Here is a 15790-nt window from a genome sequence, read left to right on the forward strand (position 1 = left end):
GATGCTGCAGATCGAGTTCGCGGGGGAGTGGATCACGCTCGACGCGGCCAAGCCCTTCGTCATCGGGCGCGAGGGCGACCTGACGGTCGACGACAACCAGTACCTGCACCGCCACTTCCTCGAGCTGCGCAACCAGGACGGCCTGTGGTGGCTCTCGAACCTCGGCACGCGGCTGTCGGCGACGATCTCCTCCGGCGGCGGCGCGGTGCAATCGTGGCTCTCGCCCGGCGCGCGGCTGCCGATCGTGTTCTCGGAGTGCTCGATCGTGTTCACCGCCGGTCCGACGACCTATGAGATCGGCGTGCACTGCGACGACGCGGCGTTCGCGATGTCGACCGAGCACCGGCGCCGCTCCTCTGGCGAGACGACCGTGATGCCCGTCGGGCTCACCGAGCTGCAGAAGCTGCTGATCGTCGCGCTCGCCGAGCCGATGCTGCGGCGCGACGCCGTGGGCGTCAGCGAGCTGCCCTCGAGCGCCGCGGCCGCCGAGCGACTGGGGTGGACGATGAGCCGCTTCAACCGCAAGCTCGACAACGTCTGCGACAAGCTCGACCGGATGGGCGTGCAGGGCTTGCGCGGCGGCGTCGGCAAGCTCGCGAGCAACCGACGCGCGAGGCTCGTCGAGTACGCCGTCTCGTCGCAGCTGGTCACCCGCAGCGATCTGCCGCTGCTCGACGACCCCGCGCTGCGCGACGCCGACGACAGCCAGGACTAGGAGACGCCGCATGAAGGTCAAGCTCACGCTGCACCGGCCGATGACGGATCCGACCGATGTCGTCATCACCGCCGACTCGACGGCGACGGTCGAGGACGTCGCGAAGCAGATCGCGCTCGCCGACCCCGATCGCTCGATCCCCTTCGCCGAGGGCGACACGCTCTCGCTCGCCGTCGCGCCGCCCACCGAGCAGCAGCTCGTCGAGCTGCAGGCCGACGCCCTGATCGGCGAGGCGCCGATCGGCTCCGGCTTCCACTCGCAGGTCGTGAACCTCGGTGCCGGCGGACCCCGCAGGGGCGGGCCCGCGGGCTCGGCGCTCGAGGCCGTCGCCGTGCTGCGCGCCGTCGGGGGCCCCCTCGCCGGCCAGGAGTTCCAGCTCGGCCGCGGCCACGCCTCCATCGGCCGCGACGCCTCGAACGACATCGTGCTCGCCGATCAGCTCGTCTCCAAGCGCCACGCTCGCATCGAGGTGGGCGCGCACATCGAGGTCGTCGACCTCAACTCGGCGAACGGCGTGCTCGTCGACGGCGGGCTCGTGTCGCGCCTGCGCGTCGTGCCCGGCACGGTCTTCACGATCGGCGACACCGAGCTGTCGGTGTCGCTCGCGGGCGCGTTCGACGCATCCGGCCCCGACCCGGTGCTCGAGCGCGGCGGCGCGCTGATGTTCAACCGGTCGCCGCGCGTCGAGCCGCGCTACCCCGGCACGGCCTTCGACGGCCCGCGCATACCGCGCGAGATGATCGACCGCCTCTTCCCCTGGACGATGCTGATCGCGCCGATCCTGCTCGCCGCCGCGATGTACGCGATGACCGGCCGCGCTCGCTCGCTGCTGATCGCCTTCATGACGCCGCTCATGCTGATGGGCAACTTCATCAACCAGAAGATGCAGAACGGGCAGAAGCGCAAGTTCGAGGTGCAGCTGTTCGAGAAGAAGTACGAGGAGCTCGAGGAGAAGCTCTACCGCGAGAAGCCGAACGAGGAGCGCATCCGCAACCTCGAGGTGCCGCCGGTGGCCGAGGTCTTCGAGCACGCGATGCGGCTCGGCCCGATGCTCTGGACCCGCAGGCCCGAGCACTGGAACTTCCTCTCCGTGCGCCTGGGATCCTGCCGCGCAGAGTCGCGCAACTCGATCAAGCAGGAGGAGAACCAGGACGGCCTGCCCGAGTACCTCGACCGCGTCGACCGGCTGCGCGACCGCTTCAAGCACGTCGACGACGTGCCGATCGTCGAGTCGTTCGCCTCCGTCGGCTCGGTCGGCATCGCAGGCCCCAAGTCGCTGGCGGCGGATGCGCTGCGCGGCATGGCGGTGCAGCTGTACGGCCTGCACGCCCCCAACGAGGTCGTCACGGTCGCCCTGTGCGACGGGGAGTGGACCGACGAGCTCGAGTGGATGAAGTGGCTGCCGCACACCACGAGCGAGACGAGCCCCTTCAAGGAGATGCCGCTCGCCGACTCCGCCACCGCCGGCGCCGCGCTGCTCAGCGCGCTCGAGGAGCTCGTGCTGGGCCGCTCGAAGGCGACGGCTCCCGACCGCAAGACGCCGTACGACGAGGACTGGCACCCGATGCACTTCGGCTCCGACGTCGAGCGCGCCGCGAAGGACACGGTGCAGTCGATCCAGACCTCCGTGGTGCTCATCGTCACGAACGACGCGCCCGTCGACCGGCCGCGGCTGACGCAGATCCTCGAGCGCGGCGCCGCCGTCGGCGTCTACGGCGTCTTCGTCGCGCCGACCGTCGAGTCGCTGCCGGCGGTCTGCCGCAGCTTCGTCGACGTCACGGCGGGCCTCGAGGCCGCCACCGTCGGCACCGTGCGCTCCGGCGACGACTACGAGCAGGTGCGCGTCGAGGGCGTCTCGAACGAGTACATGGAGATGTTCGCGAAGCGCCTCGCCCCCGTGGTCGACGCGAGCATCGTCATCAACGACTCCTCCGACATCCCCGACAGCGTCATGTTCCTCTCGCTCGTGGGCCCGGAGCTCGCCGAGGACCCGAACGCGGTCATCGATCGCTGGCGCCAGAACAACACGATCCTCGATCGCTCGAGCGGCGAGAAGCCGCGGCTGAAGAAGTCGGGCACGCTGCGCGCCATCATGGGTCAGGGAGCGACCGACGCGATGACGCTCGACCTGCGCACGCAGGGCCCGCACGCGCTCGTCGGCGGCACGACGGGCGCCGGCAAGTCGGAGTTCCTGCAGGCGTGGGTGCTCGGCATGGCCTCGGCGCACAGCCCTGACCGCGTCACCTTCCTCTTCGTCGACTACAAGGGCGGGTCGGCGTTCGCCGACTGCGTCGAGCTGCCGCACTGCGTCGGCCTCGTGACGGACCTGAGCCCGCACCTCGTCCGCCGCGCCCTCACGAGCCTGCGCGCCGAGCTGCACCACCGCGAGCACCTCTTCAACCGCAAGAAGGCGAAGGATCTGCTCGAGCTCGAGAAGCGGCAGGACCCGGAGACCCCGCCGGCGCTGGTGCTGGTGATCGACGAGTTCGCGGCGCTCGCGGGCGAGGTGCCGGAGTTCGTCGACGGTGTCGTCGACATCGCGCAGCGCGGCCGTTCGCTCGGCATCCACCTGATCATGGCGACGCAGCGCCCCGCCGGCGTCATCAAGGACAACCTGCGCGCGAACACCAACCTGCGCGTCGCGCTCCGCATGGCCGACGAGTCCGACTCGAAGGATGTCGTCGACGACCCGATCGCCGCCTCGTTCCCGCCCTCCATCCCGGGTCGCGGCATCGCGAAGACGGGGCCCGGGCGGCTCGTGCCGTTCCAGTCGGCGTATGCGGGAGGCTGGACGACGGACGAGGTGAAGGTCGCCGACGTGAAGGTCGCGGAGCTGCGCTTCGGCTCGGTGCAGCGTTGGGAGCCGGAGACGGCCCCCGAGTCGGATTCGCACGACGAGGACCTCGGGCCGAACGACCAGAAGCGCATCGTCAAGACGCTCATCCAGGCGACGCAGCTGGCGAGCATCCCCGCGCCGCGGCGCCCGTGGCTCGACGACCTCGAGTCGACGGTCGACCTGCGCGAGCTGCCGCTCGAGGGCGACGGCAGGATCGTGCTCGGCAAGGCCGACGTGCCGGAGCGCCAGCGGCAGGACGCCCTCTACTTCCACCCCGATCGCGACGGCTCGATGCTCGTCTACGGCACCTCGGGCTCCGGCAAGTCGACGCTCCTGAAGACGATCGGGACGGCCGCCGGCATGCGCCCGGAGCTCGGACAGGCGGAGGTCTACGGCCTCGACTTCGCCTCCGGCGCCCTGAAGTCGCTCGAGGTGCTCCCGCACGTCGGCTCGATCATCGCTGGCGACGACGCCGAGCGCGTGCAGCGGCTGCTGCGCTCGCTCGGGCGCGAGCTCGACCGGCGCGGCAAGGCGTTCTCCGAGGCGAACGCCGCGAACCTCACCGAGTACCGGGAGCTCGTCGACCCCAAGGCGACGCGCATCTTCCTGCTGCTCGACAACTTCCCGCAGTTCAAGGCCGACTGGGAGGTGACGAGCGCCCGCTCGCCCTTCTACCAGGTGTTCATGCGGGTGCTCGGCGAGGGCCGACCGCTCGGCATCCACGCGATCGCGACGGCCGACCGCTCTGGCGCGGTGCCGACGGCGGTCTCCTCGAACGTCACGCGGCGCGTGATCCTGCGGCTCTCCGACGAGTCGGGCTACACGCTCGTCGGCGCCCCGAAGGACGTGCTCGACGACAGCTCCCCGCCAGGGCGCTCGGTGGTCGACGGCCTCGAGATGCAGGTGGCGGTACTCGGCGGCTCGCCGAACGTCGCCGAGCAGTCGAAGCTCATGGGGCAGCTCGCCGAGGCGCTGCGCGCGCAGGGCGCGCGGGATGTGGAGGAGATCGGCGCGCTGCCGACGCGCCTGCAGCTCGAGCAGCTGCCAGACCGCGTGGACGAGTTCCCCGCGCTCGGCGTCGCCGAGGACACCCTCGCCGCGCGCGACTTCGACCCGATCGGCACCTTCATCGTCGCCGGCCCTCCCGGCGCGGGCAAGACGAACGCGATGAAGGCGCTCATCGTCGCGATGGAGCGCTTCGATCCAGAGGTCAAGCTCTTCCACTTCGCCGGTCGCCGCTCGGTGCTCCACGACTTCCGCCCGTGGGTGCGCAGCGTGCTCAAGCCGGATGCGGCGAAGGAGCTGGCGACGGAGCTCACGGAGATCGTGGCGGACGAGACCATCCCCGGCCGCATCATGATCGTGGTCGAGAACGTGCCGCAGTTCGCCGACTCCGACGCGGAGCGCGCGCTCAAGGCGCTGTTCCAGGCGATCAACCGCAGCGATCACCTGCTCGTGGGCGACGCCGACGTCACGCAGGTCACGGGTGGCTACGGCTTCATCGGCGACTTCAAGGCGGGCCGCAAGGGCATCATCCTCAAGCCCGACGCCTACGACGGCGACTCGGTGTTCAAGGTGCCGTTCCCGAAGGTCAAGCGCGCCGACTTCCCCGTCGGTCGCGGCATCTTCGTGCAGAACGGCCGTGCCGTCACGGTGCAGATGCCGCTCGTGCCCGACAGCGCGGCGCGCCCGCCGGCCGCCGAGTGACGCGCGCTCCTGCGCATGGGCACCTCTCCCCATCGCGCGTCGAGCAGGTTCTGTCTACCGTGGACTCCAGGTGGTCCGGTCGGGCCGCGGGAATCGATTCGATGAAGGAGACGCAATGAGCGACTTCGGAGCTTCATATTCTGAGATGGAGTCGGTGGCGGGCAAGCTCGACACTGGCAAGGAGGACATCTCGGGTGTCCTGAAGGACCTGAAGAGCCAGGTGGACACGCTGCTGGGCGAGGACTTCAAGACGCAGCACGCGTCGGGCAAGTTCGGTGAGGGCTATGAGGAGCTCACCACGGGTCTGGACCAGGCCATCGAGGGCATCTCGGACATGGGCGAGGCGCTGCGCGGCATGATGCAGGCGATCCAGTCGCTCGACGAGCAGCTCGCCGGCAGCTGACCCGACCGGCACAGCAGGGGCTCGACCATGGCGGTCGGGCCCCTGCTTCGTCGCGCGGCGGGGCCGCCGTCCTCAGCCGACAGCCCGGCCGCTCTGCCTAGGATCGTCGCGTGACCGGAACCGAATCCGCCATCCCGCTCCGCGAGGAGCTCGGCGCGCCAGCAGACCCGGAGTTCGAGCTCGAGCTGCCGGAGGGCTGGGTGCGGCACGACGCCACCGCCGAGACCGAGCAGCGGATGCTGCAGGCGGCGAGGCGTCGGCTTATGGAGGCGCACCGCCCCGACCTCTACGCGCAGCTGCGAGCGCAGGTCGAGGAGTCCTTCGCGGCGATGCGCCGGATGGAGGCGATCGCCCACTTCGGCCCCGAGCCCGGCGCGCCCGACTGGGCGTTCCTGCCGGCGTCGCTCATCGCGACGGTGCGCACCCCCCAGCCGGGCGTCACGCTCCAGCAGGAGATGGCGCAGCGCATCCGCGAGGGCGCGACGGCCCTCCACGGCGACCGGCGCTTCATCCGCGACGAGCGGGAGCTCGACATCACGGTCGGCACCGACGCCGCGAAGCAGCGCACGGTGGTCTACGTGACGCCGATGCCTGGCTCCCGGCAGGCGCGGGCGCTGCAGCTCACGCTCGTCATCACGCGCGGGGCGGAGTTCCCCGGGGACGACCCCGCCCTCGTGACGATGCTCCGGCTCTTCGACGCCTGCGTCGCGACGCTGCGCTGGTCGCGCTGACGGCATCGGGTGCATGGGCACTCCTCCCCATCGTGCTCACGGCCGCGCATCCGTAGGTTGGGGCACACAGCACCACCGGAGTGGCACGACGAGGAGCAGCGATGGATGTCCTGATCAAGTTCGAGGATCTCGGCACGTTGAACGAGTACCTGCAGACGATCGTGGCGGAGTTCGACGCGGCGGAGGATCGGGCGGACCACCTCGAGGACGCCATCGGCTACCCCTACGGGCGCAACGACCTGCGCGAGGCGGTCGAGGACTTCGAGGATCGCTGGGACGACAAGCGCGATGAGCTGCGAGACGGCATCAAGAAGGTCCAGGAGCACGTGCAGGGGGTGCTCGACGGGTTCACGGACTGGGACGTCGAGACCGCGGCGAGCATGACCGAGGGTTGAGGAGCAGACGATGACGTGGATGGACCCCTCGCCCAAGGGCCGGCCGATCATCACGGTCGAAGGAGACCCGGCGGCCATCAAGCTGCGCGGGACCGAGATCGAAGAGCTCGGCACGATGATGACCAACAGCGCGACCATCCTGAAGGGGCTGGCGGACGGCACCGACGGCCTCGAGGGCAAGGCGGCCGACAAGCTCCGAGAGGGCGTCGGCGACGTGCACGGGACGCTGAAGGAGGCGGGTGAGCTCTACACGCCGACCGGTCCCGTCGTGCACGCCTACGGCGTCGCGCTCGAAGCCGACCAGCCGGCGATCAACGGTCACGTCGCGAACTGCGAGACGCTCTGGCAGACCTACCTGTCGCTGCCGGGATCGGTGGAGGCGCGCGGCACGGGCGGCTGGGGCGAGCCGGAGGCCGACAGCCCGGAGGCGGAGGCGCAGGCGGCCGAGGACGAGGCCAAGCAGCAGGCCTACGACGCATGGCTGACGGAGGCGACGCGCTTCGACACCGACTACGACTCGTGGGAGACCGCCTTCGAGACCGCCGCGAACGACGTCGGCGACGCGCTGGCCGGCAAGATCGAGGACTCCTTCTGGGATGACCTGGACGGCTTCGTGGCGGGTGCCCTGAAGGTGCTCGCCGTCGTCGGCCTGGTGCTGGCGGTCGTCGGGCTCGTCATCGGCGGGCCGATCCTCGCGGCGCTCGCGGCGATCGTCGCGGTCGCGACGCTCGCGCTGACGATCTACCAGTACTGCAGAGGCGATGCCTCGAAGCTCGACCTCGCCCTCGCGATCGTCGGCGTGATCCCGTTCGGATCGCTCGGCAAGCTCGCACAGGGCAAGCAGGGCGCGATCAGCTTCCTGGGCGACATCGCCGGTGGGGCCTTCAAGCCCTCGACGTATTCGGCGGCAGTCGGCCAGCTCGACAACCTGGCCATGGCGTCGCGCTTCGCGGGCGGTGGATTCCAGGGGTTCAAGGCGAGCGCCAGCACGTTCTGGCAGCTGAACGGCACCGATCTGGGCGGGTTCATGACGAAGCTCATGACCGGCAAGGGGCTCGACGACTTCTCGATGCTGAGCACCGTCATGGAGGAGGGCATCGACTGGACCACGAAGCTGGCCGTCGGCGTCGACTTCGGCCACTCCTACATCGGCAACGCGATCAAGCTCACGACGTACGGCACGCAGCTCGCCGGCACCGACGGCCTGACCGATCGCTTCCCCGCGCTCAAGTGGATGGGCTTCTGAGGCCTCGCTCAACCGGCACGGATAGGTTCGACGCATGCAGGAGTCGACCGGCTGGAGCGTGACCGCCACGACGCAGGAGCCGGGCTGGCTCGAGATCCCGGTGCGCTCGGCGGTCGATGCGCAGGCCTGGATCGCGGCGCGCAGCGAGGAGCTGCGGCAGGACTGGGGCGACCGGTGGCAGCCAGAGCACGACGTGCTGGTGCCCGCCGCGCTCGAGCATGCTCTCGAGCGGCGCCGCCCCGACGATGCGCTCTGCTTCCAGTACTGGCCCGTCAAGGAGCTGCGGGCAGCGATCGTGCACGTCGCGTTCGGCGCGCTCGACGAGCCGATCGACTGGGCGGAGGTCGGCGGTGCGCTGTCACCCATCGAGCTGCCCGCCATCGGTCCCGGTGTGCAGCGGGTGTTCCGCGAGCAGGAGCGCGCGCCTTCCGGAGCCGTGGTCGAGCTGGTGGGCATCGATGTCGTCTGCGCCGACGACGCGGCGGTGCTGCACCTGCGGCTCGAGCCCACGCTGCCCGGCTTCGCCGCCGACGTGGCCTCCAGCTTCCACAGCCTCGCCGGCGGGGTGGCCGTCGCCGGGCCGGCGGGGCCCTTCCGCTCGCGCGAGCCCGAGGGCCCGGCGGGCGCCGAGACGATGTGGAGCGGGGTGCCGGCGTGAGCCTCAGCCACGACAGCGCACTCGCCTGGGCGGAGCAGCAGTCGGCGAGCGCGACGCCCCGGCTCGGCATGCTCGAGGCCTACGCGCTCCAGCGGCACCCGGAGGCGCTCGCGCAGGCGGGTCCAGACGGCGCCGCGCTCGCGGCGCTCGTCGCACCCCGTGGCGCGGGGGCAGCGATGCGCGACGTCGGCGGCTGGCTCGTGGGGCTCGGGCTCGTGGCGGTGCTGCTCGCGCCGCTGGTCGGCATGGCCTCGCTCCTCGGCGACCCGGTCGGCGTCTGGCGCATGTCCATCGCCGACTCGGCCCCGATCGCCGGTGTCTGCTTCGCGCTCGCCGCGCTCGTGCAGCTCGTCGTGCTCGGAGTCTGGGCAGCACGCGACCGGCGGCGCTCGCCGCTGTGGCTCTCGGTGTCGATCGCCACCGCGGTGCTGGGCGCCATCGCGCTGTGGTTCGGCTCCGGGCTCGCGCAGTCGGCCGGCTTCGGCGCCTGGGCGGGTTGGTCGCTGCCGATCATCGCGGCGATCGCCATCGCCGTCCTCGCGGCCGCGCTGCAGCTCCTGCTGGCGCGCGCACCCGTCGCGACGCCCGAGGCATCGGAGCCGGCGACCGCGGTGGGCGGCGCGACGCCTCACGCCGCGCTCGCAGCGATGACGCCGGCAGCGCGACGGGAGGTGCTGGCCGATCGCGACGCGGCGATCGCGAGCCTCGAGCGACGCGGACTGCTCGACGCGGATGTGGCAGCGCGGGCGCGCTCGGCTTCGCTCGGCTCGCTCCACCTGCTCGACAGGGCATGACGCCACCGCGGTCGCGCCAGCCGACGCTTGACCGCCTTTGCCCGCCCGAGTAACATCGAGCGGGTGTGCGCACCAGCGCGCCTTGCGTCATGCGCGAGGAGCGCTCGAACGCACTTGGGACACCGGGCGCAGGTCCGGGACCCCCACGGCATATCCACCATCGCATGAACCGCGCGCGCGAGCGCGCTCGGTGGATTCCCGATGGAGCCGGCACCGCCGGTACACCACATCGAAGCGCTGTCACCGTGCAGCAGGAAGAAGCAACGTGCCCACTATCCAGCAGCTGGTCCGCAAGGGTCGGTCGCCGAAGGTCTCGAAGACCAAGGCGCCCGCTCTGAAGGCGAACCCCCAGCAGCGCGGCGTCTGCACCCGCGTCTACACGACCACCCCCAAGAAGCCGAACTCGGCGCTCCGCAAGGTCGCCCGCGTGAAGCTCTCGAACGGCACCGAGGTCACCGCCTACATCCCCGGTGAGGGCCACAACCTCCAGGAGCACTCGATGGTGCTCGTCCGCGGCGGTCGTGTGAAGGACCTCCCCGGTGTGCGCTACAAGATCGTGCGTGGCGCGCTCGACACCCAGGCAGTGAAGAACCGCAAGCAGGCTCGCAGCCGCTACGGCGCGAAGATGGAGAAGAAGTAATGCCTCGCAAGGGACCCGCACCCAAGCGCCCGGTGGTTGCTGACCCCGTCTACGGCGCACCGATCGTCTCGCAGCTCGTGAACAAGATCCTCCTCGACGGCAAGAAGGGCCTCGCCGAGCGCATCGTCTACGGCGCGCTCGCCGGCGTCGGCACCAAGTCCGGCCAGGACGCGGTCGTCGTGCTCAAGAAGGGTCTCGACAACATCCGCCCGACCCTCGAGGTCAAGTCGCGCCGCGTCGGCGGCTCGACCTACCAGGTGCCTGTCGAGGTCAAGCCGCACCGCGCGAACACCCTCGCGCTGCGCTGGCTCGTCTCCTACGCCAAGGCGCGTCGCGAGAAGACCATGACCGAGCGCCTCATGAACGAGATCCTCGACGCATCCAACGGCCTCGGCGCCGCTGTGAAGCGCCGCGAGGACACGCACAAGATGGCTGAGTCGAACAAGGCCTTCGCGCACTACCGCTGGTGATCCCGATGCGGGCCGCCCTCTCGGCGGCCCGCATCCCACCGACCTTCAACGCATCCATCCACTCATCGGAGGAACCCTGTGGCACAGGACGTGCTCACCGACCTGAACAAGGTCCGCAACATCGGCATCATGGCCCACATCGATGCCGGCAAGACCACGACGACCGAGCGCATCCTGTTCTACACGGGCGTCAACCACAAGATCGGCGAGACCCACGACGGAGCCTCGACGACCGACTGGATGGAGCAGGAGCAGGAGCGCGGCATCACGATCACGTCTGCCGCCGTGACCTGCTTCTGGGACAAGAACCAGATCAACATCATCGACACCCCCGGCCACGTGGACTTCACGGTCGAGGTCGAGCGCAGCCTGCGCGTGCTCGACGGTGCTGTCGCGGTCTTCGACGGCAAGGAGGGCGTCGAGCCCCAGTCGGAGACCGTCTGGCGCCAGGCCGACAAGTACGACGTGCCCCGCATCTGCTTCGTCAACAAGATGGACAAGATGGGTGCCGACTTCTACTTCACGGTCGACACCATCGTCAACCGCCTCGGCGCTCGTCCGCTGGTCATCCAGCTGCCGATCGGCTCCGAGAGCGCGTTCGAGGGCATCGTCGACCTGGTCGAGATGAACGCGAAGACCTGGCGCGGCGACGCCAAGGGTGACGTGAAGATGGGCGCTGAGTACGCCATCGAGGAGATCCCGGAAGACCTCAAGGAGAAGGCCGCGGAGTACCGCACGGCCCTCCTCGAGACCGTCGCCGAGACCGACGACGCGCTCATGGAGAAGTACTTCGAGGGTGGCGAGCTCTCGGTCGCCGAGATCAAGGCCGCGATCCGCAAGATGACGGTCGCCTCGGAGATCTACCCCGTGCTCTGCGGCTCGGCGTTCAAGAACCGCGGTGTGCAGCCGATGCTCGACGCGGTCGTGGACTACCTGCCCACCCCGCTCGACGTGCCGGCCATCCCCGGCCACGACGTGCGCGACGAGGAGATCATCATCGAGCGCCACGCCGACCGCGACGAGCCCTTCGCGGCGCTCGCGTTCAAGGTCGCCGTGCACCCGTTCTTCGGTCGACTCACCTACGTGCGCGTCTACTCGGGTCACGTCGACTCGGGCGCAGCGGTCGCCAACTCGACCAAGGGCAAGAAGGAGCGCATCGGGAAGATCTTCCAGATGCACGCCAACAAGGAGATCCCGGTCGACGCGATGAGCGCTGGCCACATCTACGCGGTCATCGGCCTGAAGGACACGACGACCGGCGACACGCTGAGCGACCCGTCCAACCAGGTCGTCCTCGAGTCGATGACGTTCCCCGAGCCCGTCATCGAGGTCGCGATCGAGCCGAAGACGAAGGCTGACCAGGAGAAGCTCTCCATCGCCATCCAGAAGCTGGCGGAGGAGGACCCGACCTTCCGGACCGAGAACAACCCGGAGACGGGCCAGACGGTCATCAAGGGCATGGGCGAGCTCCACCTCGACATCCTCGTCGACCGCATGAAGCGCGAGTTCAAGGTCGAGGCCAACGTCGGCAAGCCGCAGGTCGCGTACCGCGAGACCATCAAGGGCACCGTCGCGAAGTTCGACTACACGCACAAGAAGCAGACGGGTGGATCGGGTCAGTTCGCGAAGATCCAGATCAAGCTCGAGCCGATGGAGCTCTCCGGCGAGGAGACCTACGAGTTCGTGAACGCCGTCACCGGTGGTCGCGTGCCTCGCGAGTACATCCCCTCGGTCGATGCGGGCATGCAGGACGCCATGCAGGTCGGCGTGCTGGCGGGCTTCCCGACGGTGGGCGTCAAGGCGACGCTGCTCGACGGCGCTGCGCACGACGTCGACTCCTCGGAGATGGCGTTCAAGATCGCCGGCTCGATGGCCTACAAGGAGGCTGCTCGCAAGGCGCAGCCCGTGCTCCTCGAGCCGCTCATGGCGGTCGAGGTGCGCACGCCCGAGGAGTACATGGGCGACGTCATCGGCGACCTGAACTCGCGTCGCGGGCAGATCCAGTCGATGGAGGACGCGCAGGGCGTGAAGGTCGTCAAGGCCCTCGTGCCGCTGTCCGAGATGTTCGGCTACGTCGGCGACCTGCGGTCGAAGACCTCCGGCCGGGCCGTGTACTCGATGGAGTTCTCGACCTACTCCGAGGTCCCGCGGGTCGTCTCGGACGAGATCGTCCAGAAGAGCAAGGGCGAGTGAGCCCGTCGGGGCGCCGGAGGCGGCGCCCCGACATCACCCGCCGGACGGCTCGGTTTTCCCTGCATCCGCAGTCGAAGTACGATAGATCAACACCACCCCGAAGGATCGCCGCAGACGCGGCGGTGCACTCATGAGAACAGTCCTAGGAGGACACAGTGGCTAAGGCCAAGTTCGAGCGGACCAAGCCGCACGTCAACATCGGAACGATCGGTCACGTCGACCACGGCAAGACGACGCTCTCGGCAGCGATCTCGAAGGTCCTGGCCGACAAGCACCCGTCGGCGACCAACGTGCAGCGCGACTTCGCGTCGATCGACTCCGCTCCCGAGGAGCGCCAGCGCGGCATCACGATCAACATCTCGCACATCGAGTACGAGACGCCGAAGCGCCACTACGCGCACGTCGACGCCCCGGGTCACGCTGACTACATCAAGAACATGATCACGGGTGCGGCCCAGATGGACGGCGCGATCCTCGTGGTCGCCGCCACCGACGGCCCCATGGCGCAGACCCGCGAGCACGTGCTGCTCGCCAAGCAGGTCGGCGTGCCGTACCTGATGGTCGCGCTCAACAAGTCGGACATGGTGGACGACGAGGAGATCCTGGAGCTCGTCGAGCTCGAGGTCCGCGAGCTGCTCGCCAGCCAGGACTTCGACGGCGACAACGCCCCCGTGGTCCGCGTCTCTGCGCTCAAGGCGCTCGAGGGCGACGAGAAGTGGGTCGACGCGATCCTCGAGCTCATGCAGGCCGCTGACGACAACATCCCGGACCCGGTCCGCGACCGCGACAAGCCGTTCCTCATGCCGATCGAGGACGTCTTCACGATCACCGGCCGTGGCACGGTCGTCACGGGTCGCGCCGAGCGCGGCACGCTCGCGATCAACTCCGAGGTCGAGATCGTCGGCATCCGCCCGACGCAGAAGACCACGGTCACGGGCATCGAGATGTTCCACAAGCAGCTCGACGAGGCATGGGCCGGCGAGAACTGTGGTCTGCTCCTGCGCGGCACCAAGCGCGAGGACGTCGAGCGCGGCCAGGTCGTCGTGAAGCCGGGCTCGGTCACGCCGCACACGAACTTCGAGGGCACGGCGTACATCCTCGCCAAGGACGAGGGCGGCCGTCACAACCCGTTCTTCACGAACTACCGCCCGCAGTTCTACTTCCGCACCACCGACGTCACCGGCGTCATCTCGCTGCCCGAGGGCACCGAGATGGTCATGCCCGGCGACACCACCGACATGACGGTCGAGCTGATCCAGCCGATCGCCATGGAGGAGGGCCTCGGCTTCGCCATCCGTGAGGGTGGCCGCACCGTCGGCGCCGGCACGGTCACGAAGATCAACAAGTAGTCATCTGACTGCGCACGAAGGGGGTCCGGCAGCTGCCGGGCCCCCTTCGTCATGCGTGCTGCGGCTCGATCAGGTGCAGGATGGAGGCATGGCAGCGGCGAAGACCAGGCCCACCGACGCATCCGTCGACGCGTTCATCGATGCGGCGGAACCCGCCAGGCGGGTCGAGGAGGGGCGTCGACTCGTGCAGCTGATGCGGGAGGAGACGGGCGAGGAGCCGGTGATGTGGGGTCCGTCGATGGTCGGCTTCGGCAGCTACCGGATCGTGTCGTCCTCGAAGCCCTCCGGTACCGGGGAGGAGTGGTTCGCCGTCGGCTTCTCGCCGCGGAGGGGTGCGCTGTCGCTCTACGGGCTCAAGGATCGCCCGGAGGGTGCTGCCCTGCTGCCGGAGCTGGGCGGCTACACGGAGGGCGCGGGCTGCGTCTACGTCAAGCGGCTCGAGCGGGTGGACGAGGCCGTGCTCCGGCAGCTGGTGCGCATCGCGCATCGGCGCAGCGATGCGGAGGCCGCGGGTGCCTGACCCCGTCGGCGCGGCCGGCGCGGTGCTGCTGCTGGTCGGCGCCGCCTTCAGCGTGCTGGTCTGGCCCGCGTTCCTGCGCCGGGTCGTGCGCGATGAGCGGGCGAGGGATGCGAATGGTCGGCCGACGAGGTTCCTGACCGTGCACGTGGTGCTCGTCGCGATCGCGCTCGTCATCGCGGTCGCGCAGGCCGCCGTCGGGATCTGGTGGCTCATCGAGCGCTGAGGGCGAGGAGCCCGCACTCAGGCGCGTCGGGTTGAGTGGCCGTCAGCGGTCGCGCCCGCGGCCGCTCGAGAGGAGTGTGCAGCATGGCTGGATTCGAGGACCTGGCTGACGAGGCCGAGGCGCAGGCGCGGGACGAGGAGATGCCCGGTACGACGTCGCCCGCGAACGACGTGATCGGAGGCGAGGGCACCGATCCGCACGAGCCCACCGCCGACACCGAGGCGACCAGCGGCGCCTGGGCAGCTGCTGACCACACGGGTTCGGATGAGGGCGACGACGGCTTCGGGCCAGAGGGCACGAGGTCCGCCGCGACCGACCCGAGCAGCTGAAGCGCGTGCCGGCACCGACCTGGCTCCCAGCCGGCGGTGCTTGGCTGGGAGGAGCCGGCGCACCGGCGCCGGCGCGAACACGGAGGTGCGACGATGGCCGACAGCCCTATCCGCGACGGCGGCGACCAGCCCCTGGACGACGAGCCCGATCTGCCCGTGGGCGGTGGCCCCGTCGAGGCGCAGATGCAGGAGCGCAGCGGCGAGCACCCGCCTGAGGACGACGTGCAGCTCCCCGCCGGAGGCGAGCCCGGGCTGCCCTATCCGAACGCTGAGCGCGACGGGCAGAGCACATTCATCGCCGATGCGACGGGTGAGCGCTACGACCGCGCCGTCGACGACGGCCTCGCGCGCATCGACGAGCACCGAGCGCGCATCGACCGGCTCGAGGCCGAGCAGCCCGCGGCGCAGGAGGGCGCGTCGGGCCAGCAGATCGATCCCGGCCCGGGCGCACCGGACGGGCCCGGGGGGGGGGGGGGGGGGGGGGGGGGCGGGGGGGGGGAGATCTGGTGGGGCGGGGAGGCCGACCGTGCCGTGGTCCGTATTAAGATTGCACAGCAAAGGAGAAAGGAGAGAAATAGAAA

16 protein-coding genes are annotated in these 15790 nt (G+C 69.9%); all 16 read left to right on the forward strand.

The features are described from left to right. Nucleotide 1 precedes the first annotated feature (1 nt). Entirely contained in the window at nt 2-715 is a 714-nt protein-coding gene (locus BQ6202_RS14405) for a hypothetical protein (protein WP_143143756.1), read from the forward strand. Nucleotides 716-725: 10 nt separating this feature from the next. Next, on the forward strand, nt 726-5258 hold the full coding sequence (locus tag BQ6202_RS14410; protein ID WP_072315038.1) for an FtsK/SpoIIIE domain-containing protein: 4533 nt from the start codon (nt 726-728) through the stop codon (nt 5256-5258). A 115-nt stretch (nt 5259-5373) separates the two neighbouring features. After that, complete coding sequence (locus BQ6202_RS14415; protein ID WP_083587280.1) at nt 5374-5661, forward strand: WXG100 family type VII secretion target; 288 nt, start codon at nt 5374-5376, stop codon at nt 5659-5661. A gap of 110 nt (nt 5662-5771) precedes the next feature. Next, nucleotides 5772-6392 (forward strand): hypothetical protein, encoded by a 621-nt coding sequence (locus tag BQ6202_RS14420; protein ID WP_072315039.1) that lies wholly within the window; start codon nt 5772-5774, stop codon nt 6390-6392. Between the two features lie 101 nt (nt 6393-6493). Continuing rightward, the gene (locus tag BQ6202_RS14425; RefSeq protein WP_072315040.1) at nt 6494-6787 is read left to right on the forward strand and encodes a hypothetical protein; all 294 of its coding nucleotides are present in this window, start codon (nt 6494-6496) and stop codon (nt 6785-6787) included. Between the two features lie 10 nt (nt 6788-6797). Then, nucleotides 6798-8033: a hypothetical protein gene (locus BQ6202_RS14430; RefSeq protein ID WP_143143757.1), complete on the forward strand. Its 1236-nt coding sequence runs from the start codon at nt 6798-6800 to the stop codon at nt 8031-8033. 34 nt (nt 8034-8067) lie between these two features. After that, nucleotides 8068-8691, forward strand: coding sequence for a hypothetical protein (locus BQ6202_RS14435; protein ID WP_072315042.1), 624 nt, complete (start codon nt 8068-8070; stop codon nt 8689-8691). Then, nucleotides 8688-9485 (forward strand): hypothetical protein, encoded by a 798-nt coding sequence (locus BQ6202_RS14440; protein ID WP_143143758.1) that lies wholly within the window; start codon nt 8688-8690, stop codon nt 9483-9485. Before BQ6202_RS14435 ends, BQ6202_RS14440 begins: the two co-directional genes overlap by 4 nt. Before the next feature lie 265 nt (nt 9486-9750). Continuing rightward, complete coding sequence (gene rpsL, locus BQ6202_RS14445) at nt 9751-10125, forward strand: 30S ribosomal protein S12 (RefSeq protein WP_021010916.1); 375 nt, start codon at nt 9751-9753, stop codon at nt 10123-10125. Next, nucleotides 10125-10595 carry a 30S ribosomal protein S7 gene (rpsG, locus tag BQ6202_RS14450; RefSeq protein WP_072315044.1) on the forward strand — a complete coding sequence of 157 codons (471 nt, stop codon included), beginning with the start codon at nt 10125-10127 and terminating at the stop codon, nt 10593-10595. Before rpsL ends, rpsG begins: the two co-directional genes overlap by 1 nt. 78 nt (nt 10596-10673) lie before the next feature. Continuing rightward, on the forward strand, nt 10674-12788 hold the full coding sequence (gene fusA, locus BQ6202_RS14455) for an elongation factor G (RefSeq protein WP_072315045.1): 2115 nt from the start codon (nt 10674-10676) through the stop codon (nt 12786-12788). A gap of 155 nt (nt 12789-12943) precedes the next feature. Further along, nucleotides 12944-14137, forward strand: a complete 1194-nt coding sequence (gene tuf, locus BQ6202_RS14460) for an elongation factor Tu (protein WP_072315046.1) — start codon at nt 12944-12946, stop codon at nt 14135-14137. Between the two features lie 88 nt (nt 14138-14225). Further along, a complete protein-coding gene (locus BQ6202_RS14465; RefSeq protein WP_072315047.1) occupies nt 14226-14657 on the forward strand; it encodes a DUF1801 domain-containing protein in 432 nt (143 codons plus the stop codon). After that, the gene (locus BQ6202_RS14470; protein ID WP_234946224.1) at nt 14650-14880 is read left to right on the forward strand and encodes an SCO4848 family membrane protein; all 231 of its coding nucleotides are present in this window, start codon (nt 14650-14652) and stop codon (nt 14878-14880) included. The genes BQ6202_RS14465 and BQ6202_RS14470 overlap by 8 nt, the downstream gene beginning before the upstream one ends. An 83-nt stretch (nt 14881-14963) precedes the next feature. Continuing rightward, a complete protein-coding gene (locus tag BQ6202_RS14475; RefSeq protein ID WP_072315049.1) occupies nt 14964-15209 on the forward strand; it encodes a hypothetical protein in 246 nt (81 codons plus the stop codon). A 93-nt stretch (nt 15210-15302) separates the two neighbouring features. Then, nucleotides 15303-15790, forward strand: a 488-nt coding sequence (locus BQ6202_RS14480) for a hypothetical protein (protein ID WP_200792265.1), incomplete at its 3' end; no start/stop codon positions are given.

Origin of the sequence: Agrococcus sp. Marseille-P2731 (assembly GCF_900117395.1) — a bacterium.
In the GTDB taxonomy this organism is placed as follows: domain Bacteria; phylum Actinomycetota; class Actinomycetes; order Actinomycetales; family Microbacteriaceae; genus Agrococcus.

What these genes read in the sequence shown, in the direction of transcription:
- BQ6202_RS14405 (WP_143143756.1), top strand. Translation starts at nt 2, where the DNA reads ATGCTGCAGATCGAGTTCGCGGGGGAGTGGATCACGCTCGACGCGGCC.
- BQ6202_RS14410 (WP_072315038.1), top strand. Translation starts at nt 726, where the DNA reads ATGAAGGTCAAGCTCACGCTGCACCGGCCGATGACGGATCCGACCGAT.
- BQ6202_RS14415 (WP_083587280.1), top strand. Translation starts at nt 5,374, where the DNA reads ATGAGCGACTTCGGAGCTTCATATTCTGAGATGGAGTCGGTGGCGGGC.
- BQ6202_RS14425 (WP_072315040.1), top strand. Translation starts at nt 6,494, where the DNA reads ATGGATGTCCTGATCAAGTTCGAGGATCTCGGCACGTTGAACGAGTAC.
- BQ6202_RS14430 (WP_143143757.1), top strand. Translation starts at nt 6,798, where the DNA reads ATGACGTGGATGGACCCCTCGCCCAAGGGCCGGCCGATCATCACGGTC.
- BQ6202_RS14435 (WP_072315042.1), top strand. Translation starts at nt 8,068, where the DNA reads ATGCAGGAGTCGACCGGCTGGAGCGTGACCGCCACGACGCAGGAGCCG.
- rpsG (WP_072315044.1), top strand. Translation starts at nt 10,125, where the DNA reads ATGCCTCGCAAGGGACCCGCACCCAAGCGCCCGGTGGTTGCTGACCCC.
- BQ6202_RS14465 (WP_072315047.1), top strand. Translation starts at nt 14,226, where the DNA reads ATGGCAGCGGCGAAGACCAGGCCCACCGACGCATCCGTCGACGCGTTC.
- BQ6202_RS14475 (WP_072315049.1), top strand. Translation starts at nt 14,964, where the DNA reads ATGGCTGGATTCGAGGACCTGGCTGACGAGGCCGAGGCGCAGGCGCGG.